This is a genomic window from Yersinia sp. KBS0713 (assembly GCF_005937895.2).
GTDB classification, from domain to species: Bacteria; Pseudomonadota; Gammaproteobacteria; order Enterobacterales; family Enterobacteriaceae; genus Yersinia; species Yersinia bercovieri.
Map to the genome: position 1 here is coordinate 1,809,412 of NZ_CP042173.1, position 23,223 is coordinate 1,832,634.

Below are 23,223 nucleotides of genomic sequence, written 5' to 3' on the forward strand. Positions count from 1 at the left end.
AATTATCAACCAGTTAAAGCCGAATGTGACTATTTTTTCAGCTTTTTCTTGTGGGATCACAGTGATGGCGTTTGAAGCTGAAAAAAGTGGGAAAAAGAGGGTGTTAGCTTGATAAGTATGCGCTTTTGGGGCATTGACATCAATAAGATGAATGTTAGTTTTTATTAAAATGGAAAGCCAGTTTGAATCGTCGGAATATGCTTATTTATTTTGGTGATAAGTCTGAATTGACGGCTAACCCACTGTTATAAGCAGGGTCAATAACATAAAAAAAGCCACCCCCGAGATGCGCGGAGTGGCTCAATATCACCGCTGAAAGTTTAGCGGTAAGCTTCGTTTTTGGTCACCGAGTAACGACCGCTGCCCAGCAACATAATGGCAACGCCACCTAAGAAGTACATCGCTTCGTTTTCCAGACCCCATGCACCGACCTGAGTCAGGGTAAAGAATTTACCTGTGCCGACCATCAATACCGCCACCAGCAGGTTAACCGCATAAACAAAAGCCGCAGGGCGGGTGAATAGGCCAAGAATGATCAGCAGTGGGGTAATGATTTCGCCAATGTAAACGCCATAAGCCACAAAACCGGGAATGCCTTGCGCCTGTAAAGAGTCAGCGATCCAACTGGTGCCGTGCTGAATTTTTGCCACGCCGTGGAACAGCATTAGAATGCCGAACGTCAGGCGCAATAAGAGCTTACCGCCATCTTGATGATCAGTTAAGCGGGTGAACCAGAGATTGAGAGTTGCCAACATGAGTGTATCCTTATTAAGAAATAACCCTATAATAACTGCGATTAATTACTTTTAATTATCTGTCAGATAGATACTACATTTCTAGTGGATAAAACTGACAGATTATATCAAAAAAACTGATATAAAATAATTCTCATTATCATTTATGTTATTACTTTTCAGAATAAGTCGTGTTACTCATATAGCGAAGGTGCCCCCTCCGGGCGGGTCTTAAACCGCCGATGCAACCACATATATTGGTCAGTGGCTTGAGTAATCTCTTTTTCGATCACTTTATTCATAAAGGCCGCGGCCTCCACTTCACTATCCAGCGGGAAGTTTTCAACGGCAGGCTGCAAAATCAGTTGATAGCCCTTGCCACCCGGTAAGCGCCGTGGCGTGAATGGGATCACCGCCGGTTTGCCCATGCGCACCAACAGATAAGTCCCGGTGGTGGTGGCGGCTTGTTCGACGGCGAATAGCGGCACAAAGACACTGCTGCGCGGGCCATAATCGTGATCCGGCGCGTACCAGATAATTTCGCCCTGTTTTAGGCAGCGGATCATCCCCTTCAGGTCTTTGCGGTCTAGCATGGCCTTATTTGAGCGCATCCGGCCCCAGGTCTGCATCCAATCCATAGCTTTATTATCATGGGGGCGATAGACGCCAATCCCCGGATTGTAGATGCCAAAAATACGCGCGCCCAGCTCCAGAGTCAGAAAATGCAGGCCAATCAGCAACACCCCTTTGCCTTCATCGCGGGCTTGCTGGATATGCTCTAGCCCACTGACACTACACCAGCGCTCAATGCGCCAGTTGGGCCAAAACCATGCCATACCGGTCTCAAATAGCCCCATCCCCACCGATTCAAAATTCTTAACCAGTAGCTGATCGCGCTCCACTTGCGGCATCGACGGGAAGCACAACTCCAGATTGCGCTGTGTAATCTGCTTGCGCCGTTTGAGAAAGCGCATAGAGAAGCGGCCAAGGGAAGTGCCCATGGCATAGATAACCGGGTAGGGGAGCAGCACCAGCAGGTAGAGAGTAGCCAGGCCGAGCCAGGTCAGCCAATAGCGGGGGTGCAGCAGTGAACGATCAAAAGAGGGAACTTGCATATCTATTCTCAGCGTCATTGTAATTCATCGGGACAGTTAACAATTAGTCTTGATGGCGGAGATGTGGTGCATTAGTGAATCTCGATGGGCACTCCATGCCAACCTGTTTAGCTGTCTCATCAGTGGTTTAAGATAGACCATTGTGGCATTTTTAGTGGGCTACGGGAAAAAAGACCGCACCAAAAAGCCATTTTTATGCCGCCTTGTTGAAGATCCCGACAGCTAAATCATCAAATTGAACGTAAAATAAGCAAAATTTCATCCGGCTATTTTATCGGACTCAGCAGGCTGACTAGCTCCGCGAGGCTGTTAACCGCCATCTTCTCCATGACTTTAGCCCGATGCACTTCTACCGTTCTGACCGACACACAAGCTCTGTCGGCGATATCGCGGTTAATCAAACCCTGCATCACCCATTGTGCAATCATCTGCTCCCGTGATGTGAGAGTAGCATAGCGCAGCGCGACCTGTCGGCGGGCAACCCACTGCTCAGATTGCAGCAAACCCTGCTGCAAGGCGGCAATCAATGGTGCAGTCGCCACCGGTTTTTGTAAAAAGTCCACCGCCCCCAGCTTCATCTGCTCAACCGCTTGCGGCACCTCGCCATGGGCGGTGAGGAAGATAGTGGCGAGTGTGCTCTCTATCTGGCGCATCCGGGCATAGACCTCAGTACCATCGAGCAATGGCATACGGATATCCAGCAGCACCACCCCGGAGTGATACAAATCAGCCTGCGCCAGAAAACGCGCACCGTCGTGCCACACCTTCACTCTATAGCCCAGGCTGTCGAGCAGAAAACGGCAGGCGTCGGTGACGGCAATATCGTCATCAACCAGATGAATCAGTGACAAAAGTCAGCTCCTTGCGTGGGTTAAGTGGCAGTGTCAGGGTCACTTGCAACCCCATTTTACCTTTGGCAGTCCGCTGGTTAAGCAGCGTCAGATGGCCGCCCTGACTGCCGATCAATCGCTGGCAAATCACCAACCCCAGCCCCAGTCCATCACTTTTAGTGGAGCGAAAGGGGATAAAGGGCAGGCGAAGTTGTTCAGCGGTCAAGCCGCCAGCATCATCTTGCAATATCAGGGTGACCACGCCAGCTTGCTGATAGGCATGACAGGTTAACTGACGCGCACCAGCCTGCAAGCTATTGGTGATCAGGTTACATAAAACTTGATCGAGTAAGGTGGGCGGCAAATGCAGTGTCAATGTGGTGTCGATATCCAGCTGTAACTGACAGGGCGGCTGATGCTGCTCGGCCCCCAATAACTGCCAGATATGGTTGAGCAACGTATGCAGTGGCTGGCTGATTATTGAATGCTTCGCCGCTGAATTAGGCGCGGGCTGTTTCCCGACCCACAGCCGCAGGTTGGCAATGATATCGGCCCCGCGCTGGGCCTGATGAGCTATCTGCCCGAGGATCGGCAGCAACGGGTGATCCCCTTGTTCCCGCTGTAAGCGGATGGAGCAGCCCTCGGCATAGTGCTGAATGGCACTGAGCGGCTGGTTCAACTCATGGGCAAACCCAGAGGTCATCTCCCCCAGAATACTCAGGCGCTGCGCCTGCTCCAATGCGCTCTCTCGGCTTCTCAGCTGTTGATGTAGCTGCTCCAACTGGCGACTGCGGCGGCGCACCAAAAAAGCCACCCAGATATGATTGGCACCGAGTAACAGCAAAATCAGCCCAATAGTGGCGATCAATAGCCGATGCTGCTGCGCCCAATCGACCATCTGCTGCCAAATCTGCGGTTGTCGCGGGTGTTGATTCACCGAGCGCAGTAAGCTTTCCACCTGACTGGTGGAGGAGGCCGCGCCCCACTGTGGATTTTTGCTGCTATCGGGGCTGAGTAAAGTTCGCGTGACACTGTCCACCAGCTTATCAGGCACGTGGGATAACGCGGCAAATGACCAGTTAGGGTACAACTCGGTGCTGGTCAGGCAGGGGATCGGGGTCTGTTTTGCCAATAGTGGCCGGAAATCCGCCGCCTGTACCAATCCCTCGGCTTGCATATCCTCCAGCAAGCAGGTGGGGACAATGGCGGCGGAGATGGCGCGATCGCGCAGCAGATAGATCAAGGCATCCACCGGAAAGCCCGAAAAATGTAACTGAAAATCCTGCTCGGGCTGAAGCCCGGCATCGCGCAACGCTTTGTAGCCCAAGAGATAACCGCCAAACGCAGCGGGTGAGACTGCGCCGACCCTCAGGCCCCGCAGACTCTGCGGGCTATGGATATCACTGTCAGCGCGCACCAGAATCACACTACCAATCACATTGCGGCTGGTGCTGTCCGGCTGGTGGCTGGAGCGCAGTGACACCAACCACCGCAAGGGGTAGTGACTATCAATCTGCACATATTGCGCCGGATTGGTGAGCAGAAAATCGATTCGGTTTTGCGCCACGGCGGTCTTCATCGTATTCAAATCCAGCGGCAACAACTGAAAATGGTGATCCGGCAACTGCTGATTTAGCCTCTCGGCCAGCGGTTGCCAATGGGCCTGCGCCTGCGCATCGCCACGCAGTGCCAAAACCCCGATGGTCCATTCATCGGCATCAGCGGCTGAAATGCTGCAAAAGAGCATTATCGCCAGCACTCTGAAATACATGCATTGTCCTTTTTATGATCCCGATCGCGGTGGGTAATTGTCCTGGATCAAGTCCCTAAAGGGAATGTGGAAAACCACAATAGGGCTTCTGCTGGCAGATTTCTACACTGCTTGTCACCAAGAAGATTCTTATCAAAAAAGATGAGCAGAAAAATGGATCACGGGAAGAGAGCATTTTTACAGCGGTTGGGGGTGCTAACCGCCGGAGCCGCACTGGTGCCGTTGGCGCAGGCGGGCTGGCAGATGGAGCCGGCGCGCAAACAGGGTGATATCAAACGGCGCTATGCCATGTTGATTGATTTGCGCCGCTGCATCGGCTGCCAAGCTTGCACTGTTAGCTGTGCTATCGAAAACCAACTGCCGCAGGGGCAGTTTCGCACCACGGTCAATCAGTATCAGATAGCACTGTCGGGGGCGGAGAGTGTCACCAACGTCTTGTTGCCACGGCTGTGTAACCACTGCGATAACCCACCCTGTGTGCCGGTTTGCCCGGTGCAGGCCACCTATCAGCGGCAAGATGGCATTGTGGTTATCGACAATACCCGCTGCGTCGGTTGCGCCTATTGTGTGCAGGCTTGCCCCTACGAGGCCCGATTTATCAATCACAGCACCCAAACCGCCGATAAGTGTACTTTTTGTGTGCATCGACTGGACGCCGGGCTACTGCCTGCTTGTGTTGAGTCTTGTGTCGGCGGGGCGCGCATCATTGGCGATCTGCGCGATGGCGATAGCAAATTACGCCAAATGTTGCTGGAACATGCGACGGATATCAAAGTGTTGAAGCCAGAACAGGGCACTCATCCGCAGGTGTTTTACCTTGGCTTAAATGAGCTATTTACCCGCCCATTACAGGGCCAGCCCGCATTGTGGCAGGAGGTACACCCATGATCCGCGAAATTTTAGCCCGCCCGCAGGATATCGCCTGGCTACCTTGGGCGGTGCAGTACTTCTTCTTTATCGGGCTGGCCTGTAGCGCGGTGCTGTTTGCCGGTTGGCAGCGGGTCGTCTCGCGCCAGCACTCTAATCCGCTGGAGTTCGCCGCACTGATATTAGCGGTGACGGCGGTGGTGGTCGCGCCGCTGGCGTTAAATGCCGATCTTCATCAGCCGGCCCGTGTCTGGCACTTTTATGCGCACTTTACGCCGTGGTCATGGATGTCATGGGGCTCACTGTTCTTACCGCTATTTAGCCTGCTGGTAGTGGCCTATTTTATGGTGCTGACCTATAGCCGGTTGTGGGGGCGAGCGCTACCACGGCTACTGGCGGGGTTGGCACTGCTCTGTGCACTTTCTGCCGTCAGCATTTTGCTGTACACCGGCCGCGAGGTGTCGATATTACGCGCTCAGCCAGTGTGGTTTAGTCTGTGGCTGCCGCTGTTTATCTTCCTTAGCGCCTGGCAGGCTGTTCCGTCATGGCTGGCCGCATGGCTATGGCGCAATCGGCAATATCAGCACAAATTAGCGCGCTGGCAGTTGATCAATTTAGTGGCACTGGCGGCGGTAACCTTGCTGTGGGCCAGTGGCGATAGCCTGTCCGGACAGGCGCTGCGCGCGTGGGCCACTAACACCCCAATGTTGGCGGCACTCCCCATGGTGCTGTGGTTGCTGCTACTTGGGCTGGCAGGGGCCAATTTACAAAAAAAATTATCAATCCCGCTGCTGGTGGCACAGGGGGGAATAGCCCTCAGCCTCTGCTGGTCGGTGCGCTGGTTGCTGCTGATGCAAACGCAAACCTTGCCTAAATACAATATCTTAGTCAATCCCTACTCCTTGCCGCTCGGCAGTGAGGGATTGCTGGCGATTATCGGCACATTCGGATTATGGATAGCCGTGATTATTGCGGTGCGCGAAGGTGTCAGTTGGCTGGAACAAAAAGTGTCGGGCGGAAAAACATTTGAAGGGGAAATGCATCATGGCTAAGTTTACACGGCGTCAATGGTTAAAAGGCAGCTTAGCTTTGGGTGGCGTGGCCGCGTTTGCTGCCAGTTACCATGAGGTGGCGCGCAAAACTGTGGCCGGACTGCTGGATGGCAGTGCCGGCAAGCTCACACTCGACCCTATCAGCGCCAATGCTCTACCCCCCGAAGGGCGTGTCGGGGCGCAGTGGCAGGCCAACCCACAACAGGCGGTATCAATGACGCAATGCTTTGGCTGCTGGACACTGTGTGGCCTGCGGGTGCGAGTTGATACCCAGCAAAATAAAATTTTGCGGATCGCCGGTAATCCTTACCATCCCTTATCCCATGACCACCACTTCCCCTATCAATTACCCCTGAGCGAAGCACTGCAACGCCTTGGCGGTGAACAGGGCATGGAGGGGCGCTCGACCGCCTGTGCTCGTGGTGCCACGCTACTGGAGGGGGTCGATAGCCCTTACCGCATCACTGAGCCGATGAAGCGAGTCGGCCCACGGGGCGGTGGCAAATGGCAGCGCATCAGCTTTGAGCAGCTGGTGGCAGAAGTGACCGAGGGCGGTGATCTCTTCGGTGAGGGGCCGGTTGAGGGGCTGCGGGCGATCCGTGATCTGGTCACTCCCATTGATGCCAAACAACCCTCCCTTGGCCCGAAAGCTAATCAACTGCTGGTGACCAATGCCGGTGATGATGGCCGCGATGCCTTTATCCAGCGCTTTGCCAACCAGGCCTTCGGGACTAAAAATCTCGGTAGCCATGGTGCGTACTGCGGGCTGGCTTACCGTGCCGGCTCCGGTGCACTGATGGGGGATTTAGACAAAAATGCCCACGTGAAGCCCGATTGGGATCACCTCCGTTTTGCTCTGTTCCTCGGCACCTCGCCGGCGCAATCGGGTAATCCATTCAAGCGCCAGGGGCGTCAGCTCGCCAATGCGCGCCAGCGTGATGATTTCAACTATGTGGTGGTCGCCCCCGCCTTGCCGCTCACCACCACCTTAGCCAATCAGCATAACCGCTGGGTGCCGGTGTTGCCGGGGAGTGATGCGGCGCTGGCGATGGGGATGATCCGCTGGATTATCGAACAAAATCGCTTCAATCATGGTTACCTGTCACTGCCCGGTGAAAGCGCCATGCAGGCTGCCGCAGAGCGCAGTTGGACTAATGCCAGCCATCTGGTGATTATGACGCCAACTCATCCGCTATGCGGTCAATTCCTGCGTGCGAGTCATTTAAGTGGTGAATCGGTAGCGGAGGGGGAAGAGAGCCAGGTGTTGGTACAAGTGGCACCAGACGCGGCACTGCAACCCGCCACGTCCACCCTACAGGCAGAGTTGTTCGTCACCCGAGAAGTGACCTTGCATGATGGGCTGCGTGTGCAGGTGCAATCGGGCATGAGCTGCCTGCAACAGGCGGCGGCGCGCTTCTCCCTGTCAGAATATAGCCAACAATGCGGTGTGCCAGAGGCCACGATGATTGGTCTGGCGCGTGAATTTACCGCGTATCAGCGGCAGGCGGCGGTGATCTCCCATGGCGGGATGATGGGCGGCAATGGCTTCTATACCACCTGGGCGGTGATGATGCTCAATGCCCTGATTGGCAACCTGAATCTCAAAGGCGGGGTGTCGGTCGGCGGCGGTAAATTTGATGGCTTTGCCGATGGGCCGCGCTATCAACTGGCGACCTTTGATGGCATGGTCAAACCCAAAGGTTTGCCGCTCTCGCGCAGCAAACAGCCCTATGAGCAGTCAGCCGAGTATCAGCAAAAAATTCAGCAGGGCCACTCCGGTTATCCGGCTCGCGGCCCGTGGTATCCCTTTGTTGGCGGGCAGTTGACCGAGCAGTTGGCTCCGGCGCTGGCCGGATACCCATACCCGTTAAAAGCTTGGATCAGCCACATGACCAATCCCCTGTATGGGGTGGCGGGTCTACGCAATCTGATTGAGGAGAAGCTGCGAGACCCGCACCACCTGCCGCTGTTTATCGCCATCGATGCCTTTATGAATGAAACCACCGCACTGGCGGATTATATCGTACCGGATACCCACAATTTTGAGAGTTGGGGCTTCAGTGCGCCGTGGGCGGGGGTGTTGGTCAAGGCCAGCACCGCCCGTTGGCCGGTAGTTGAATCGCGCACTGCCCGCACCGCACAGGGCGAACCGGTGGCGATGGAGAGTTTCCTGATTGCGGTGGCGAAAACATTGCAACTGCCGGGTTTTGGGGCCAATGCGATGCAGGACAGTGCGGGCAAGCATTGGCCGCTAGAAAGGGCAGAGGATTACTACTTACGGGCGGCGGCTAATATTGCCTATGGTGGCGAAAAACCCCTGCCAGCGGCGGCGGATGATGAGCTAAAATTAACCGGCGTCGATCGCTTGTGGCCGGCATTACAGCGCAGCTTGCAGGTGGATGAGCAGCGCCGTGTCGCCTATCTGTTGGCGCGCGGTGGCCGTTTTGCCCCCTATGAGAAAAGTTGGAGCGGTGATGCCACCGGGCCGCAGTGGAAAAAGCCACTGCAAATCTGGAATGAGAATGTGGCGAAACATCACCATGCCATTACCGGCGAGCGCTACAGTGGTTGTCCGACCTGGTATCCACCACGTTTAGCTGATGGTTCGGATCTGTTCCAACACTATCCGGCGGCGGAGTGGCCGCTGCGCTTGATGTCATTTAAGTCACATCTGATGAGTAGCTCGACGGCGATGATTGAGCGGCTGCGGGCGGTCAAACCCACAAATCTGGTTGCCATTAATCCAGGAGATGCCAGCCGCTATGGCATACAGCAGGGTGATATCGTGCAACTGATGACACCAGGAGGGCAGATGGAGGTGCAAGTCAGCCTACTGGATGGCGTTATGCCTGGTGTGGTGGCTATTGAGCATGGTTATGGGCATCGCGAAATGGGGGCCAGAACCCACTTCCTTGATGGCGAAATGATGGCGTCAGACCCGCGCATTGGTCAGGGAAGCAATCTAAATGAGTTAGGTTTTACCGATCCGACGCGGGAGATCCCCAACACCTGGTTGGACTGGGTGAGTGGTGCTGTTGTCCGGCAGGGCTTACCGGCGAAACTGGCGTTGATCAGCTAAAAAACGTCATTTTTAACCTACCGATTAACGGCTGACTATTTTTTGCATAAATCCCTCACCACTGGAGAGGGATTTATCATTTCTGGGTTATGATAATTTTGATGTATAAATCAGCATAATCAGTATTTAGCGGAGAAGCGACAATGTCAGCAGCAAAATTCAGTGCGGGTCTATTGGCTGTTGGCGGCCTTTTGGGCTATGTCGGCGCCTATTGGCAGACAAAATCGTTGCTGATCGCGGCGGGCATCTCCCTGCTGGCCGGTATCATGGTCTCTGGTTTTACTGATCGCGCGAGTTTTACGGGTGAGGATCATCGCGGCAAATAGCGGGTGCCGCCGCTGATTTCAACGCCGCCCGCTGACCAATAAATGGGGCGACGCTATGTACCATCATGCCAACCATCACCAACCCGATACCCACATACCATTGGCGTCAAGTGCACCACCACCAGTCGCGCTAATGATGTGCCACCCCGCTGTTTCAGGTATTATATGCGCCGCACGGGGCAACCGGTGCCGGAAATATCAGTTCTATTGCGCGATGAATTACCTTGGTTAGTTGTCTAATGACTTACGTAACCCATTGAGCAGTAATTAAATATCTATCAGTAACCTCTTTGAAAGACAGGAACGTACACCATGCCAGTGTTACATAACCGAATTTCTAATGAGGAACTTAAAGCGCGCATGTTGGCTGAAACCGAACCGCGCACCACAGTTTCTTTTTATAAATATTTCACCTTAGAAGATGCCAAAGCCTTCCGCGATAGCCTCTATAGCCAATTTGTTAAACTCGGGGTATTTGGCCGGGTTTATGTGGCGAAAGAGGGGATTAATGCCCAAATTAGTGTGCCTGCTAACCGCTATGACGACTTTAAAGTCGCGCTGTTCGCCGCACACCCCGCACTGGATCAAGTGCGGCTGAATGTGGCCCATGAAGATGACGGTAAGTCATTTTGGGTGTTGCGCCTGAAAGTTCGTGAGCGCATTGTGGCCGATGGTATTGATGATGATAGCTTTGATCCCAGCAATGTGGGGCACTATCTGCAAGCGGATCAGGTCAATCAAATGATTGATGACCCGGATACTTTGTTTGTCGATATGCGTAACCACTATGAATACGAAGTGGGCCATTTCGAAAACGCGATAGAAGTGCCCTCCGATACCTTCCGTGAGCAACTGCCAATGGCGGTTGATATGCTGCAACATAACAAAGAGAAGAATATTGTTATGTATTGCACTGGTGGGATTCGCTGTGAGAAAGCCAGCGCCTATATGTTGCACAACGGTTTTAAAAACGTTTATCACGTTGAAGGCGGGATCATCGAATATGCCCGCAAAGCGAAAGAGCAAGGTTTACCGCTGAAATTTATCGGCAAAAACTTTGTTTTTGATGAGCGAATGGGGGAGCGGATCTCTGACGATGTGATCGCGCATTGCCATCAGTGCGGTGCCGCTTGCGATGCGCATACCAATTGCAAAAATGATGGTTGCCACTTGCTGTTTATTCAGTGTCCGGTTTGTGCGACTAAATTTGAAGGCTGCTGTAGCCCGATTTGCCAGGAAGAGCTGAAATTGCCGCAGGAAGAGCAGCGCTCCCGCAGGGCTGGGCGCGAAAACGGTGTCAAGATTTTTAATAAATCGAAAGGGCTGTTGCAAACAACCATGCATATTCCAATGCCAGAAAAGGGTACGGATAATAAAGAGTGATACTCAATTAATCCGAGTATTAACCTGCTGGTTATACTATTAAATAGAGACGTTGTCGGTTATTTTATTCGACAGCGTCTTTTTTTTGCCATTTTGAGCGGTGGCGGTTCTAATACAAGGATTGATAATGACAACACCTGTGGTAAGTCACCAAGGGTTACGGCTAGTTGCAATGCTGGCAATGCTGGTGGTAATTATGGCCGGAATAAAGGCTGCATCACCCATCGTTGTGCCATTCTTACTGGCTATTTTTCTCGCTATTGTACTGAATCCGCTGGTTAAATTACTCGAGAAAATAAGAATTCCCCGCACACTGGCTATTGTCCTATTAGTCACCCTCATTATTTTACTGATGGCACTACTCTTTAGCCGCCTGGGTTCCTCATTAAATGAGTTCGCCCGATCATTACCGCAATATCGCGGTATGATGCTGGAAAAAATGCGCGAGCTGCAAGAGTTCGCCATGCGCTTTAATATCGAATTCTCGGTGGATGACATCATGAAACATGTCGATCCTAGCACTGCGGTGAACTTTGTTACTCGGCTGCTTAGCCATCTTTCTGGTGCCATGGCCAGCACGTTCTTGTTGCTGATGACCGTGGTGTTTATGTTATTTGAAGTGGAACGTCTGCCTTATAAAATGCAGCTGATGTTTGATAATCCAGAGCAGGGGAATGCTATCCTCAAACGTGCGCTAAATGGTGTAACCCACTATCTGGTCATCAAAACAGTTATTAGTATCGCGACGGGGATTGTTATTTGGCTATTCCTGGCGGCGATGGGCGTCAGATTTGCTTTCCTATGGGGGCTGCTAGCTTTTGTCCTGAATTACATACCTAATATCGGTTCAGTATTGGCTGCTATTCCGCCGATTATTCAGGCGCTGCTGTTTAACGGCTTTGCCGATGCTTTTGCGGTAACCGGCGGCTATATTCTAATTAATCTGATTGGCGGTAATATTATTGATCCACGTATGATGGGCCGTGGCTTGGGGTTATCAACGCTGGTGGTATTCTTATCATTGATTTTCTGGGGTTGGCTATTAGGGCCAATTGGTATGCTGCTCTCTGTCCCTTTAACCATCATTGCCAAAATTGCACTTGAACTCACCCCTGCGGGCTATAAATTTGCAGTTTTACTGAGTGATGGTAAACCGAGCAAAGCGGAGTAACACCAGATTAGTGGTTATCGGCTTGGGGCCTCGGGTGGATTGATACCCGTAGGCCCACTAGATACAGTAGCGTAGACGTATTAATTAAACTAATAGAAAAAGAAATAAATATCTAACGCCAACAAAATCAACCATAGGCAGATATAGAGCAATAGGTGCTCTCGGACATTATTGATAACCATCGAGAGCAATTTATTTAACATGCTGACTGCCTGCGGTTAAAATCGTTGCTCATTATAGGGATTTTTAATTTAGCAAACAATAAGCTAGCAGATTAAATTCCGGTATCTGGAATCTGGCAAGAGGATGAGGAGGTTAGATAGCCAGAGTAATAAAATAGTCAGTTGTGGGCGTCTCTTCTCATTAAAATTATCAGATCAAATGTAACCGTTTCTCTAACTGCAATCTATCGTTAGCTATATTAATCCGGCTACATTTTATATCAAAATTACTTATATATCGGCTTAATTAATAATAAATTTAGTATAAATATTTAAAAACATTATAGATAAAGCACAGCTCTAGCCGATTTCTGACTTTGATTTTTTCGGTAATATGCCGCTTATGTGAATAAACGGTGCTATCACTGATATTCAATTTTCTGGCAATACGGTAATTGGGCATCTCCATCATCCAGTAGCACATCACTTTATGCTCTTGTGGGCTAAACAGTGATGATGGGCAAGGTGAGTGCGGTTTACGCATCTCATTTGAGATATTAGAAAGCTTTTTCAGCAGCTCCGGCAAATACCTTTTTGCCAAAATTGAGACTGAATCAGTCAAGGGAATTGGCGTTTCACTGAATGGATAGGAGGCATCCAAATAAATATAGATTTTAGCTTGGCCACAACAACTTAAAAATTGTTCGAGTAATGGGCAATAGCCGCCGAAACGGCAATATTTGGTAAGATTAACAATTATTATATCTGGAGCAAAATCATTAACAGTCAATGTCGCCTGCTCAACAGTAGGCGAATCCATTAAATTAAGTGATACAGAGCTATTAAAATAAGTATTTACCCCTGATCGGGTATAAAAACATTCATCAATAATTAATATTTTCATGAGACATACATCCTTGTCTAACTGCAACCATACCTGGCTGCATACAAGGATAAGGTAGTCCTCAGATGCCTTAAACGTCAATTCGGGATTATCGACTTATTTCGACGGAATGCACGAATAAATATTACCATTACCATTAATAGGGTGACTGTTTATACCAAAAAATAGGTATAAATAATATAAATAAAACTCGGGCGAGCTATTTTTTATTAAAATAGTCGCCGGTAAGAATATGTGGGTTAAGAGTCAGTTCTCAGGCTCGGAGTGAGTGAAACGAGACAAAGAAAAAGCAGATATATCAATGGGGGAAGCTCTGTTTTGTGCGAAGAGCGCCGCAACTTCTCCCAATGCTGTCGCAAATTTAAACCCATGGCCACTTAAACCCGTTACCACCATAATATTCTGGTTATCAGGCAGGGTATCAATGATGAAGTCTTCATCGGGGCTCATATCATAGCTACATGCGGCGCCACGCAGGCAGACGCCAACACCGGGTAAGAAATTCCGTAAAAATCCAAAAACTTCCGTGCCATCTTCTGCATAGCTGCCAAAAGGTTTGCGCTGAGCCGCTGACTCAATAGGCTGCCCGCCATTATGCTTGCCGAGTTTAAGCTCCTCATTTTGTGAGGGAAAACCGTAATAATGGATGTTATCCGGTGTTTCTACGGTAAATGCCGGGAAATGATTCCCTTCGCTGTAGCGGCCATCGGCATGATGCCAGGAGAAAACTTTGCGTATTGCTGTCACGGGCAATGTAGGTAACAACTCTTTGACCCATGTGCCGGCGGTAACGACGACTTTTTTGGCACTATAAGTACCATCAATGGTGACGACATCTACCCCCTCCTCCAGAGGAACAATCGCCGTGACCGGGCAATTGAATAAGATACCGCAGCCAGCCTCAGTGACCGCCTTAATTAATGTTTTGATAGCTAATTCTGAACGCAAAAAACCAGCCTGTGGTTCAAACACACCAATATAATTGTCCGGTACAGTAAATACCGGCCATTTTTCACGAACCTGCGCTACTGTTAACGTCTCTACCGGCAAATGATATTGTTGCGCGCTGTGTTGTGCATTTTGCAGGAAAGTTGAGTCATCTGGCCCCAAATTAAGCACACCACTGGCCTGAAATAACCTCTCACCGGTTTCGGTTGACAGTTGATCCCAAAGCGCTTGAGCACGTAATACTAAGGGCACATATTTCTCGCCTTCACCATATGCATGGCGAATGATTCGGGTGTCGCCGTGGTGGCTGCCAGCCTGATGGGGAGGCATCGCACTATCAATCATTAGCACGTTTAAGCCGGCTTGTGAGGCATAGTAGCCCGCGGCAGAGCCAACAGAACCACTACCAATGACAATCAAATCGTAATCCATATTTTGCACCTTGGAGAATATCGTTACGGGCTTAATTCAACACGTTTTGGATTAGCTGCGCGTATTTATCGTGGTTTTTGCCAAAACGATTTCAATTCAGAAACAATAAAAACTAAAACGATAGTAATAGCATGGGAGTGAGGGGAGAAAAAGGGGTGTTAGCCCTATGGCGGTGGGAGTGGTTAATAAACAGGCACCAAGTGATATTCACTGGTGCCTGTTTTTGAGAGCATTGAACAATTAACTGGTGGACAAAAATTAATGCTTACGGTGATCCAGATCTTGATATTCTGATGACTCAATTTTTGCAATGCCTGCTTCTAAAATATTTATTAATTGGCGTGCAACATCGGTTGTTAACCAGAGTGTTCTATCAACCAGTGCATCTTCTGGCGGTTGATTCATGGAAGACAGGTAATGAAGACGTATCATCATCGCGTTGTATACATCTACCGTGCTGATATCCCAACCTACAAGCGGGTGAGTCTGAATAACTTCATCATTTCTGTGCATAAAGACCCCTTATCTAGTAGTTACTGACTGGAGTGACTAATGAGGATCAATGCGGCTCATTATCAAGTGAGCTTTTTCAGTATACGCAACGGCTAATAAATGTGGTGATTATCCACGGATCTTTACAAATTATTTATTTTCTGATGATTAATTAATCGCAGGCGAGTGACGAAAGTGCTGGGAGAAAGGGGGGATATATCCATTGATATAAAAAAGCCGAGGAGCGACCCCCGGCAAAAACAGCATTGTAGTGGGTTATTTTGCGTCAAACCAATCGTCAGCGCTTTCCCATATTTCTTGTAATATCTCAGAGATCAGGTCCTTATCTGTTTTAGCTCCGCCCAAAACAGAAAGGTTATTTGCTCCAGCGTAACGCACTTGCACTGTGGTGCTGGTGTCCGGGAATTTCGAATCCAGTCGTTTACTTAATTCATTGGTTAGCGCTTCGATAGCACCGGCGGGTAACTGGTTTTTTTTATCAATACTGACTTCAACACGCATATCTGGCCCTCCGAATATTTATACTGGTTATTTATACAGTGTAAATATTCAGGTTGCAACTGGCTGAGATAAAAATTTTTGAGGGTAGGGAGTGAGGCTCCCTACCTCTGATCATTATTAACCTTTAACTGACCAGTTAATGCTTTGACCGGCTAGATAAGGGACGATCGACTCACTTCCCAGCGGGATCTCTTCCGGTTGTTGGCAGGGCGTTCGAACCAACTCAACAAAATCGTCGTTAACCGGCAGGCCATAGAAGCGTGGACCATTTAAGGAACAGAATGCTTCCAAATGTTGTAGTGCGTTCATCTCTTCGAAAACAGTCGCATAAGCAGGCAGTGCTGAGGGGGCATTGAACACACCAGCACAGCCACAGGATGACTCTTTACGCTGTTTGGCATGTGGAGCTGAGTCGGTTCCAAGGAAGAAACGGTCTGAGCCACTGGCGACAGCCTGGCGCAATGCTGCCTGGTGCGTGCTGCGTTTCAGTATTGGCAGACAGAACAGATGGGGGCGAATGCCACCGACCAGCATATGATTGCGGTTAAACATCAGATGTTGTGGGGTGATGGTCGCACCAAGAAAACGATTGCCTGCCAGCACGTAGTCGGCGGCATCTTTGGTGGTGATATGCTCAAAGACAATCTTCAGCTCGGGGAAGTTGCGGCGGATCGGTTCCATGATTTGATCAATAAAACGCGCTTCACGATCGAAGATATCGACTGCGGCATCGGTGATTTCGCCGTGGATAAGCAGTGGCATACCCATTTTTTGCATTTGCTCAAACAATGGATAAATCGCTGGGATATCGGATACACCATGATTTGAGTTGGTAGTGGCATTGGCTGGATAGAGTTTTGCCGCCGTAAATACGCCTTGCTCAAAACCGGCGGTCAACTCATTGATATCAAGTGAATCAGTCAGATAACAAGTCATCAACGGCGTGAATTTATGCCCAACCGGCACGGCCGCCAGAATACGGTCCCGATACGCAATCGCACTGGCAACAGTGGTAATAGGCGGGGCCAGATTCGGCATAACAATAGCTCTGGCAAACACCTCGGAGGTATAAGGCAGCACGGTACTGAGCATTTCGTCATCACGTAAGTGAATATGCCAGTCATCTGGGCGGCGAATTTTCAGGGTTTGGGGTTGTGCAGTCATTCAACAAGCTCCGCAGTGGTGATGAGATTTCGGGTTTTTATACTGTTTCCGGCGGGGTGTAAGGATAAGCGGAAAGTGCGCAGGATGCATCTGATTGTTAGGCTTAAGTTGAAAACATTGTAAGTGGTGAGTTGAAAATAACCTAAAAAGGGCATCTTATAGAGGGGCTATAGGTGAAATTGCTAGCTAAGATGAGTGATTAATTAGCCGTAAATAGATGAATTAAATGTACTGTATGGGAGAATTACGATGGAAGTTCGTGTGATTGCCAGTTTAGTGGCCAAGCCTGAATTTGTTAATGAAGTCAGAGAGGCGGTTCATCAGATTATAGAACCAAGTCGTGAGGAGAAGGGGAATCTGCAATATGATCTCCATGCTGAGAACGACCAAAATGGTTCTTTTGTGTTTTTCGAGCGCTGGGCATCTGCTGAAGCATTGGAGAAACATAATAAAGCGCAACATTTCATCGATTTTGTTAAATCGATAGAGGGCAAGCTGGAAAGTATTGAAATCAAGACACTGAAACAGATAGCTTAAACTTTATAAAATAAAACCCGCCGAAGCGGGTTTTATTTTGCATGTTGCTTTTAGCAATAGTGCATTTATTCGACTGATTGTGGTTTGGTCGCCGGGGCTGTTGCCTGAGTGGCGGCTGCATGCCCGCCAGCAGAACCTTTGCCTGCAAAATCAAAGGCTGGGCGTTCCCAATGACCTTTGGTTTGCGACTCCGGCGCATATTCAGGTGCCGGTGCTTTGGTCATCGGTGCAGAGGCGTAGTGTTTGAATAACACGCCTTCCGGATGCGCTACAGCTGGCTGTTGCTGTGTCACAGCTGGCGTTGCATCGACGACAGGTTCAGCTACATGCACCTCTTCAGTGGCAGCCTCTTCCGCGACAGTATTAGCTTCAGTCAGGTTCGGCTCTTCAACTGACTCTTCAACAACCGCTGACTCTTCAACAACAATCGACTCTTCAACAGCAGCTGTCTCAGCGGCAACTGGCGCCTCAACAATAATCTCTTCAGCTTGGGTCTCTTCAACCTGAAGCTCTTCAACCACAGCTTCTGGCTCAATGGTGTTTTCGCTGGCAGTTTCTGGCGTGATAGCTTCTTCAACGACAGGGGCTGCTTCAATTGCTGTAATGGTTTCAGTTGCTGCTACCATTTCTTCTGCTACTACTTCGGCAATTGGCTCCGCGATAATTTCAGGCACAACAACAGGGGCACGGCCTGGAACGGCGGCAGCTGAAGATGAAGAACCACCGGGCTTATGTTGCGGCGCAGGTGTCGGAGCAACAGCTTCAGTCACCGCTGCGATAACCACTGGCGCTGCAATGATTGCCGCTGGAACATTCACCGGAGCTTCGACTACGGAAGTTTCAACTACCGTAGCTTCTACTGCAGCAACGTCGACTGGCAATTGTTCTTCAACCGGATTTTCAACAAACGCGGCTTGTTCAAATGGCTGAGCGACCGGATAACGAACCCAAACCTTACCTGACGCCATTTCCGGTGAGGCGAAAGCACCCGCCAGAGGCATAGCAGATTGAGTCGGGTAGCGCTCATCACGATAGCGACGACGGCGTTGACCGCTCACGCGCAGGTGACGAGGTGAACGGCGAGAACGACGTGGCATGCCATTTTCATTGTTGCCATTACGATCATTAGTCGCTTCATCATCTGCCTGAGCAGTTGCTTGCGGCAGTAACTTCACCTCTTCCTGCACGACTGGCGTAGCAAAAGTCGTGACTGATTCGCTGACAGGGCCAACCGGTGAGTTGCTTTCCTGAGCATTCAGTTCATCGTTGGCTGATTGAATGCGGACTTTCTGATTCAATTGGCGACGTTGACGACGTTGCATCACCTGTTGACGTTCTTCTTGCTCAGGTTGTGCTTCTTCGACACTGACGACGGGAACATCAACGTTAGCTTTAACATCCTGCGGTGCTTGACGTTTGTCATCCTGCCGGCGGCGCTGGCGATCACCACGACGTTGCGGCTGCTCTTCGCGCTGCTCTTTATCGGCTTCAACAATATCAGTTGATGCTGCTACAACAGTTTGTTGAGTTGGACGCTTATTATTGCGGCGTTGATCATCACGACCCTCGCGATTGACATTGTCGCGGCCATTATTGTCACGACTATTGTTGTCACGACTATTGCTGTCGCGAGCACTGTTATCGCGGTTAGCATTATCACGGCCATTATTGTCACGGCTAGCGTTATCACGACCTTCGCGTGGTGTGCGGTCACCGCGATCTTTACGGCCACTGTTTTGGCGGCGTGGATTGCGACGATCATTACGACGAGTTTCGCTAGCTTCGGTTTTTTCAACTTCAACCGGCTTAACTTCGGCTTCTGCTGATGTAGCGAAGATGCCTTTCAGACCTGTGAACAGGCGGCTAAAGAAGCCTGGCTGTTCAGTGGTGGTAGTAGCAGCAACCTGTGGCGCAGCAGTGGGTTTAGCACTGGCGGCAGCAGGTGTTGATTCCGGTGGCACTTCCGTCGGTAAAGAGAAGGTCGCCAGCGCCGGTTGTTCTGGGCGCTTACGTTCAATAGTGGCCTCTTCCTGCGGTTGCGCCATTTCTGCTTCATGCAGTTGTGGCAACAGGTAGCTAAGGGAAGGAACTTCCTCACCTTTACGGACCCGAAGGACGGAGTAGTGCGGTGTTTGCATCTGATCGTTTGGCACGATCACCGCACGCACGCCGCCTTGACGTTTCTCAATGGCGTTCACTGATTCACGTTTTTCATTTAGCAGATACGAAGCTATCTGTACTGGCACAATGGCGTGAACTTCATGGGTGTTCTCTTTCAGCGCTTCTTCTTCAATCAAACGCAAAATAGAGAGTGACAGGGATTCGTTATCACGCACGGTACCGGTGCCGCTACAGCGTGGGCAGACATGGTGGCTTGACTCACCCAGCGATGGGCTGAGACGCTGACGGGACATTTCCAGCAAACCAAAGCGGGAGATGCGACCAATCTGGATGCGAGCGCGGTCCTGACGGACGGCATCGCGTAAGCGGTTTTCCACTTCACGTTGATGACGCACAGGGGTCATATCGATAAAGTCGATAACAATCAGGCCACCCAAGTCACGCAAACGTAACTGACGAGCAATTTCATCCGCAGCTTCAAGGTTGGTGTTGAAGGCCGTCTCCTCGATATCACCACCACGGGTAGCCCGTGCGGAGTTGATATCAATCGCGGTCAGGGCTTCGGTAGTATCGATAACGATGGAACCACCGGATGGCAGACGCACTTCGCGCTGGAATGCAGATTCAATCTGCGACTCAATCTGGTAGTGGCTGAATAGTGGGATTTCGCCACTATAGAGCTTGATTTTGCTGCTGAAATCCGGGCGACCTAACGCGGCGATATGCTCTTTCGCCAACTCGAGAACTTTCGGGTTGTCGATCAGAATTTCACCGATGTCTGGGCGCAGGTAGTCACGGAAAGCACGGACAATCACGTTACTTTCCTGATGGATCAGGAACGGCGCAGGGCGACCTTCCGCCGCTTTTTTAATCGCATCCCAGTGCTTCAGGCGGAATGACAAGTCCCATTGCAGCGCGTCGGCAGATTTGCCAACACCGGCAGTACGGACAATCAGACCCATGCCATCAGGCAATTGCAGAGAGGATAGGGCCTCTTTCAGTTCTGTGCGGTCATCACCTTCGATGCGGCGAGAGATACCACCGGCCCGTGGGTTGTTCGGCATTAGAACTAAATAGCTGCCAGCCAGGCTGATGAAAGTCGTTAGTGCGGCACCTTTATTGCCACGTTCTTCTTTATCAACCTGAACAATAACTTCTTGGCCTTCGCGCAGCACATCTTTGATGTTCGGGCGGCCATGGGAAGAGTAATTACTAGGGAAATATTCGCGAGAAATTTCTTTTAGTGGCAGGAAACCATGTCGTTCAGCGCCGTAATCAACAAAAGCGGCTTCCAGACTGGGTTCGATTCGGGTGATTTTACCTTTGTAAATATTCGCTTTTTTCTGTTCATGGCCTGGACTTTCAATATCCAAATCATACAGCCGCTGTCCATCTACAAGGGCAACACGCAACTCTTCTTGCTGAGTTGCGTTAATCAACATTCTTTTCATCTTTACTTACTCATTATTTTTACATTGGCGTTAGAACTGCGGGCAAATTAACCTCATGGTCGGGTAAACCGATGACCCCGAGTCTTCTAGCAAAGCCGTCAACCTCACGGTTGTCGCCTGCATAGGGGCGCATTATTTCGGTAAGCCTGTGTTTCGTTCTGAAAAACAGCGCTTTTATATAAAGGGCAGCTTCTGAATATAAGACAACAGAGCTTTACCCACTTGCCGACCAAGCTGCAACCCGCAGCCCGCTAATTGCTTGATTTCACATTACGTCTTACGCCATTGCTGCGTTTTTGTGTGATCAGGCAAATCTTTTTATTCCACAAGTCTCTTGGTCTAACGAGAATCAACGCAGAATTACTATCATTATTCCATTGCTGACACTGATATAGCAAGATGACTTTACCTGTCTACATAAAGATTATTTTACTGTTTACACAGTGTTGGCGGCTATCGTTGTCTTATTAAACAATAAATGTACGCAAACGTTATCTTTAAATAGTCAGAATGACAGTTAAGCACAGAAAAAGGGGTGGCGCTAATTCCTCGGTGTATTTAGAATCGCGCCCCATGAAAACGAATAATCCAGTAGTACAATTAATAACCATATCTGCCGATGAAGCGGGCCAGCGGATCGACAACTTTTTGCTCACCAAATTGAAAGGTGTGCCCAAAAGTATGATCTACCGTATCGTACGCAAAGGTGAGGTTCGGGTTAATAAAGGGCGCATTAAGCCAGAATATAAACTGGCCGACGGTGATGTAGTGCGCGTGCCACCGGTGCGTGTTGCGGAGCGTGAAGAGATTCAGGTATCAGCTAAACTTGATAAAGTCGCGGCGCTGGCCGATTGCATCTTATTTGAGGACGACTACCTCTTGGTGCTGAATAAGCCTTCAGGCACGGCGGTGCATGGCGGCAGTGGTTTGAGTTTCGGCGTGATAGAGGCATTACGTGCTCTGCGCCCCGAAGCCCGCTTCCTGGAGTTGGTTCACCGCCTTGACCGCGACACCTCGGGTGTCTTGCTGGTCGCCAAAAAACGCTCGGCGTTGCGCTCTTTGCATGAGCAGTTGCGCTTGAAAGGGATGCAGAAAGATTATCTGGCGCTAGTTCGTGGTCAGTGGCAATCCCACTGCAAAGCAGTGCAGGCACCGTTGCTGAAAAATATTATGCAAAGTGGCGAGCGGGTGGTGAAAGTCAGCAGCGAAGGTAAACCTTCAGAAACGCGCTTTAAAGTAGAAGAGCGCTTTGAGCACGCGACTCTGGTTAAAGCCAGCCCAATCACTGGCCGTACCCACCAGATTCGCGTACATGCGCTACATGCAGGCCATCCAATCGCATTTGATGACCGCTATGGTGACCGTGAGTTTGATCAACAATTGCAAGGGACTGGGCTGCATCGTCTATTCCTACATGCTGCGGCATTACGTTTTGAGCATCCGAATACCGGTGAAACAATGCGCATTGAAGCACCGCTGGATAACCAGTTACGTCATTGCTTGCTGATACTGCGTAAGAAAACGGCCGTTTAAAGCCGCTTACAGTAATGGATTTACCCCTTGCTCAATTAACATTTGGGTGAGGGCAATGAGTGGCAGGCCGATGAGGCTGTTTGGATCACGGCCTGACAAACGCTCAAATAATGTAATACCCAACCCTTCACTTTTAAAACTACCCGCACAATTCCACGGTTGTTCTCGTGTCAAATAGCCATTTATCTCCGCTTCACTTAAGGTGCGGAAATAGACGTCAAAGGTTTCGCAAAGACAATTAATGGTGCTGGTTGCCGTATTTAGCAGCGCTAAACCGGTATAAAAAGTGACACATTGCCCGCTGGCTTGCTGTAATTGTTTCACTGCATTGGCATGATTGTGGGGTTTTCCGACGATCTCTCCGTTAATCACACAAACTTGATCTGAGCCGATAATCCTATGTTGTGGATAACGCACCGCCAGCGCTTGTGCCTTTGCGAGCGCTAGCCGTTGCACCAATGCGTCAGCGGCTTCCCCTGGCTGTGGTGTCTCATCGACCTTTGGCGCGGCGGTAATAAAGGGTAATTGCAGCTTTTCGAGTAAGGTGCGGCGATAAGATGAGGTTGAAGCAAGAACCAGTTGCGGCATAATATTTTCCATAAACCGTAGCGTAATTTAATCAGGCATTTT

Annotated in this window: 20 protein-coding genes; 8 read left to right on the forward strand and 12 right to left on the reverse strand. The window is 50.2% G+C overall.

The genetic code is table 11. The features are described from left to right. Nucleotides 1-320: 320 nt before the first annotated feature. The 4 genes from FFE93_RS08480 to ttrS form a co-directional block, all read right to left on the reverse strand. Nucleotides 321-755, reverse strand: coding sequence for a DoxX family protein (locus FFE93_RS08480; protein WP_005272985.1), 435 nt, complete (start codon nucleotides 753-755; stop codon nucleotides 321-323). Between the two features lie 173 nt (nucleotides 756-928). Continuing rightward, nucleotides 929-1,849, reverse strand: a complete 921-nt coding sequence (locus FFE93_RS08485) for a Kdo(2)-lipid IV(A) acyltransferase (protein ID WP_005272987.1) — start codon at nucleotides 1,847-1,849, stop codon at nucleotides 929-931. A gap of 266 nt (nucleotides 1,850-2,115) precedes the next feature. After that, complete coding sequence (ttrR, locus tag FFE93_RS08490) at nucleotides 2,116-2,700, reverse strand: tetrathionate respiration response regulator TtrR (RefSeq protein ID WP_138775032.1); 585 nt, start codon at nucleotides 2,698-2,700, stop codon at nucleotides 2,116-2,118. Further along, a complete protein-coding gene (ttrS, locus tag FFE93_RS08495) occupies nucleotides 2,678-4,450 on the reverse strand; it encodes a tetrathionate respiration histidine kinase TtrS (protein ID WP_138775033.1) in 1,773 nt (590 codons plus the stop codon). The genes ttrR and ttrS overlap by 23 nt, the downstream gene beginning before the upstream one ends. Nucleotides 4,451-4,603: 153 nt before the next feature. Between ttrS and ttrB the strand changes: the two genes are divergently transcribed. From ttrB to FFE93_RS08525, 6 genes are all read left to right on the forward strand, one after another. Continuing rightward, nucleotides 4,604-5,338 (forward strand): tetrathionate reductase subunit TtrB, encoded by a 735-nt coding sequence (gene ttrB / locus FFE93_RS08500; protein ID WP_049602411.1) that lies wholly within the window; start codon nucleotides 4,604-4,606, stop codon nucleotides 5,336-5,338. After that, a complete protein-coding gene (gene ttrC, locus FFE93_RS08505; RefSeq protein ID WP_054871958.1) occupies nucleotides 5,335-6,369 on the forward strand; it encodes a tetrathionate reductase subunit TtrC in 1,035 nt (344 codons plus the stop codon). Before ttrB ends, ttrC begins: the two co-directional genes overlap by 4 nt. Next, nucleotides 6,362-9,448, forward strand: a complete 3,087-nt coding sequence (ttrA, locus tag FFE93_RS08510) for a tetrathionate reductase subunit TtrA (RefSeq protein ID WP_138775034.1) — start codon at nucleotides 6,362-6,364, stop codon at nucleotides 9,446-9,448. The genes ttrC and ttrA overlap by 8 nt, the downstream gene beginning before the upstream one ends. Before the next feature lie 143 nt (nucleotides 9,449-9,591). Continuing rightward, complete coding sequence (locus tag FFE93_RS08515) at nucleotides 9,592-9,774, forward strand: hypothetical protein (RefSeq protein WP_005273006.1); 183 nt, start codon at nucleotides 9,592-9,594, stop codon at nucleotides 9,772-9,774. A 312-nt stretch (nucleotides 9,775-10,086) separates the two neighbouring features. Beyond that, a complete protein-coding gene (locus FFE93_RS08520) occupies nucleotides 10,087-11,157 on the forward strand; it encodes a rhodanese-related sulfurtransferase (protein ID WP_005273008.1) in 1,071 nt (356 codons plus the stop codon). Nucleotides 11,158-11,284: 127 nt separating this feature from the next. Next, on the forward strand, nucleotides 11,285-12,328 hold the full coding sequence (locus tag FFE93_RS08525) for an AI-2E family transporter (RefSeq protein ID WP_032897349.1): 1,044 nt from the start codon (nucleotides 11,285-11,287) through the stop codon (nucleotides 12,326-12,328). Between the two features lie 89 nt (nucleotides 12,329-12,417). Here FFE93_RS08525 and FFE93_RS08530 read toward each other — a convergent pair whose 3' ends face one another. From FFE93_RS08530 to pyrC, 6 genes are all read right to left on the reverse strand, one after another. Continuing rightward, nucleotides 12,418-12,531, reverse strand: coding sequence for a DUF2770 family protein (locus tag FFE93_RS08530; RefSeq protein WP_005183270.1), 114 nt, complete (start codon nucleotides 12,529-12,531; stop codon nucleotides 12,418-12,420). Between the two features lie 277 nt (nucleotides 12,532-12,808). Further along, entirely contained in the window at nucleotides 12,809-13,393 is a 585-nt protein-coding gene (locus FFE93_RS08535; RefSeq protein ID WP_005273012.1) for a helix-turn-helix transcriptional regulator, read from the reverse strand. 246 nt (nucleotides 13,394-13,639) lie between these two features. Next, nucleotides 13,640-14,773, reverse strand: a complete 1,134-nt coding sequence (solA, locus tag FFE93_RS08540) for an N-methyl-L-tryptophan oxidase (RefSeq protein WP_057646850.1) — start codon at nucleotides 14,771-14,773, stop codon at nucleotides 13,640-13,642. A 258-nt stretch (nucleotides 14,774-15,031) separates the two neighbouring features. Next, nucleotides 15,032-15,286: a biofilm formation regulator BssS gene (gene bssS, locus FFE93_RS08545; RefSeq protein ID WP_032897356.1), complete on the reverse strand. Its 255-nt coding sequence runs from the start codon at nucleotides 15,284-15,286 to the stop codon at nucleotides 15,032-15,034. Between the two features lie 255 nt (nucleotides 15,287-15,541). Then, nucleotides 15,542-15,787, reverse strand: a complete 246-nt coding sequence (gene dinI / locus FFE93_RS08550; protein WP_005273019.1) for a DNA damage-inducible protein I — start codon at nucleotides 15,785-15,787, stop codon at nucleotides 15,542-15,544. 117 nt (nucleotides 15,788-15,904) lie between these two features. Continuing rightward, on the reverse strand, nucleotides 15,905-16,951 hold the full coding sequence (gene pyrC, locus FFE93_RS08555; protein WP_138775035.1) for a dihydroorotase: 1,047 nt from the start codon (nucleotides 16,949-16,951) through the stop codon (nucleotides 15,905-15,907). 249 nt (nucleotides 16,952-17,200) lie between these two features. Here pyrC and FFE93_RS08560 point away from each other — a divergent pair, with 249 nt between their 5' ends. Further along, the gene (locus FFE93_RS08560; protein ID WP_005273024.1) at nucleotides 17,201-17,488 is read left to right on the forward strand and encodes a putative quinol monooxygenase; all 288 of its coding nucleotides are present in this window, start codon (nucleotides 17,201-17,203) and stop codon (nucleotides 17,486-17,488) included. Between the two features lie 65 nt (nucleotides 17,489-17,553). On the opposite strand, the gene rne is transcribed toward FFE93_RS08560, so the two are convergent. Further along, entirely contained in the window at nucleotides 17,554-21,060 is a 3,507-nt protein-coding gene (gene rne, locus FFE93_RS08565; protein WP_138775036.1) for a ribonuclease E, read from the reverse strand. 573 nt (nucleotides 21,061-21,633) lie between these two features. Between rne and rluC the strand changes: the two genes are divergently transcribed. After that, nucleotides 21,634-22,593, forward strand: coding sequence for a 23S rRNA pseudouridine(955/2504/2580) synthase RluC (gene rluC, locus FFE93_RS08570; RefSeq protein WP_138775037.1), 960 nt, complete (start codon nucleotides 21,634-21,636; stop codon nucleotides 22,591-22,593). 6 nt (nucleotides 22,594-22,599) lie between these two features. On the opposite strand, the gene FFE93_RS08575 is transcribed toward rluC, so the two are convergent. After that, nucleotides 22,600-23,181 carry a Maf family protein gene (locus tag FFE93_RS08575; protein ID WP_138775038.1) on the reverse strand — a complete coding sequence of 194 codons (582 nt, stop codon included), beginning with the start codon at nucleotides 23,179-23,181 and terminating at the stop codon, nucleotides 22,600-22,602. Nucleotides 23,182-23,223: the final 42 nt, after the last annotated feature.

Excerpts from the sequence above, each read along its gene's own strand:
- FFE93_RS08480 (WP_005272985.1), bottom strand. The coding sequence starts at position 755 with ATGTTGGCAACTCTCAATCTCTGGTTCACCCGCTTAACTGATCATCAA.
- FFE93_RS08485 (WP_005272987.1), bottom strand. The coding sequence starts at position 1,849 with ATGCAAGTTCCCTCTTTTGATCGTTCACTGCTGCACCCCCGCTATTGG.
- ttrS (WP_138775033.1), bottom strand. The coding sequence starts at position 4,450 with ATGTATTTCAGAGTGCTGGCGATAATGCTCTTTTGCAGCATTTCAGCC.
- ttrB (WP_049602411.1), top strand. The coding sequence starts at position 4,604 with ATGGATCACGGGAAGAGAGCATTTTTACAGCGGTTGGGGGTGCTAACC.
- ttrC (WP_054871958.1), top strand. The coding sequence starts at position 5,335 with ATGATCCGCGAAATTTTAGCCCGCCCGCAGGATATCGCCTGGCTACCT.
- ttrA (WP_138775034.1), top strand. The coding sequence starts at position 6,362 with ATGGCTAAGTTTACACGGCGTCAATGGTTAAAAGGCAGCTTAGCTTTG.
- FFE93_RS08515 (WP_005273006.1), top strand. The coding sequence starts at position 9,592 with ATGTCAGCAGCAAAATTCAGTGCGGGTCTATTGGCTGTTGGCGGCCTT.
- FFE93_RS08520 (WP_005273008.1), top strand. The coding sequence starts at position 10,087 with ATGCCAGTGTTACATAACCGAATTTCTAATGAGGAACTTAAAGCGCGC.
- FFE93_RS08525 (WP_032897349.1), top strand. The coding sequence starts at position 11,285 with ATGACAACACCTGTGGTAAGTCACCAAGGGTTACGGCTAGTTGCAATG.
- FFE93_RS08530 (WP_005183270.1), bottom strand. The coding sequence starts at position 12,531 with ATGTTAAATAAATTGCTCTCGATGGTTATCAATAATGTCCGAGAGCAC.
- FFE93_RS08535 (WP_005273012.1), bottom strand. The coding sequence starts at position 13,393 with ATGAAAATATTAATTATTGATGAATGTTTTTATACCCGATCAGGGGTA.
- solA (WP_057646850.1), bottom strand. The coding sequence starts at position 14,773 with ATGGATTACGATTTGATTGTCATTGGTAGTGGTTCTGTTGGCTCTGCC.
- bssS (WP_032897356.1), bottom strand. The coding sequence starts at position 15,286 with ATGCACAGAAATGATGAAGTTATTCAGACTCACCCGCTTGTAGGTTGG.
- dinI (WP_005273019.1), bottom strand. The coding sequence starts at position 15,787 with ATGCGTGTTGAAGTCAGTATTGATAAAAAAAACCAGTTACCCGCCGGT.
- pyrC (WP_138775035.1), bottom strand. The coding sequence starts at position 16,951 with ATGACTGCACAACCCCAAACCCTGAAAATTCGCCGCCCAGATGACTGG.
- FFE93_RS08560 (WP_005273024.1), top strand. The coding sequence starts at position 17,201 with ATGGAAGTTCGTGTGATTGCCAGTTTAGTGGCCAAGCCTGAATTTGTT.
- rne (WP_138775036.1), bottom strand. The coding sequence starts at position 21,060 with ATGAAAAGAATGTTGATTAACGCAACTCAGCAAGAAGAGTTGCGTGTT.
- rluC (WP_138775037.1), top strand. The coding sequence starts at position 21,634 with ATGAAAACGAATAATCCAGTAGTACAATTAATAACCATATCTGCCGAT.
- FFE93_RS08575 (WP_138775038.1), bottom strand. The coding sequence starts at position 23,181 with ATGCCGCAACTGGTTCTTGCTTCAACCTCATCTTATCGCCGCACCTTA.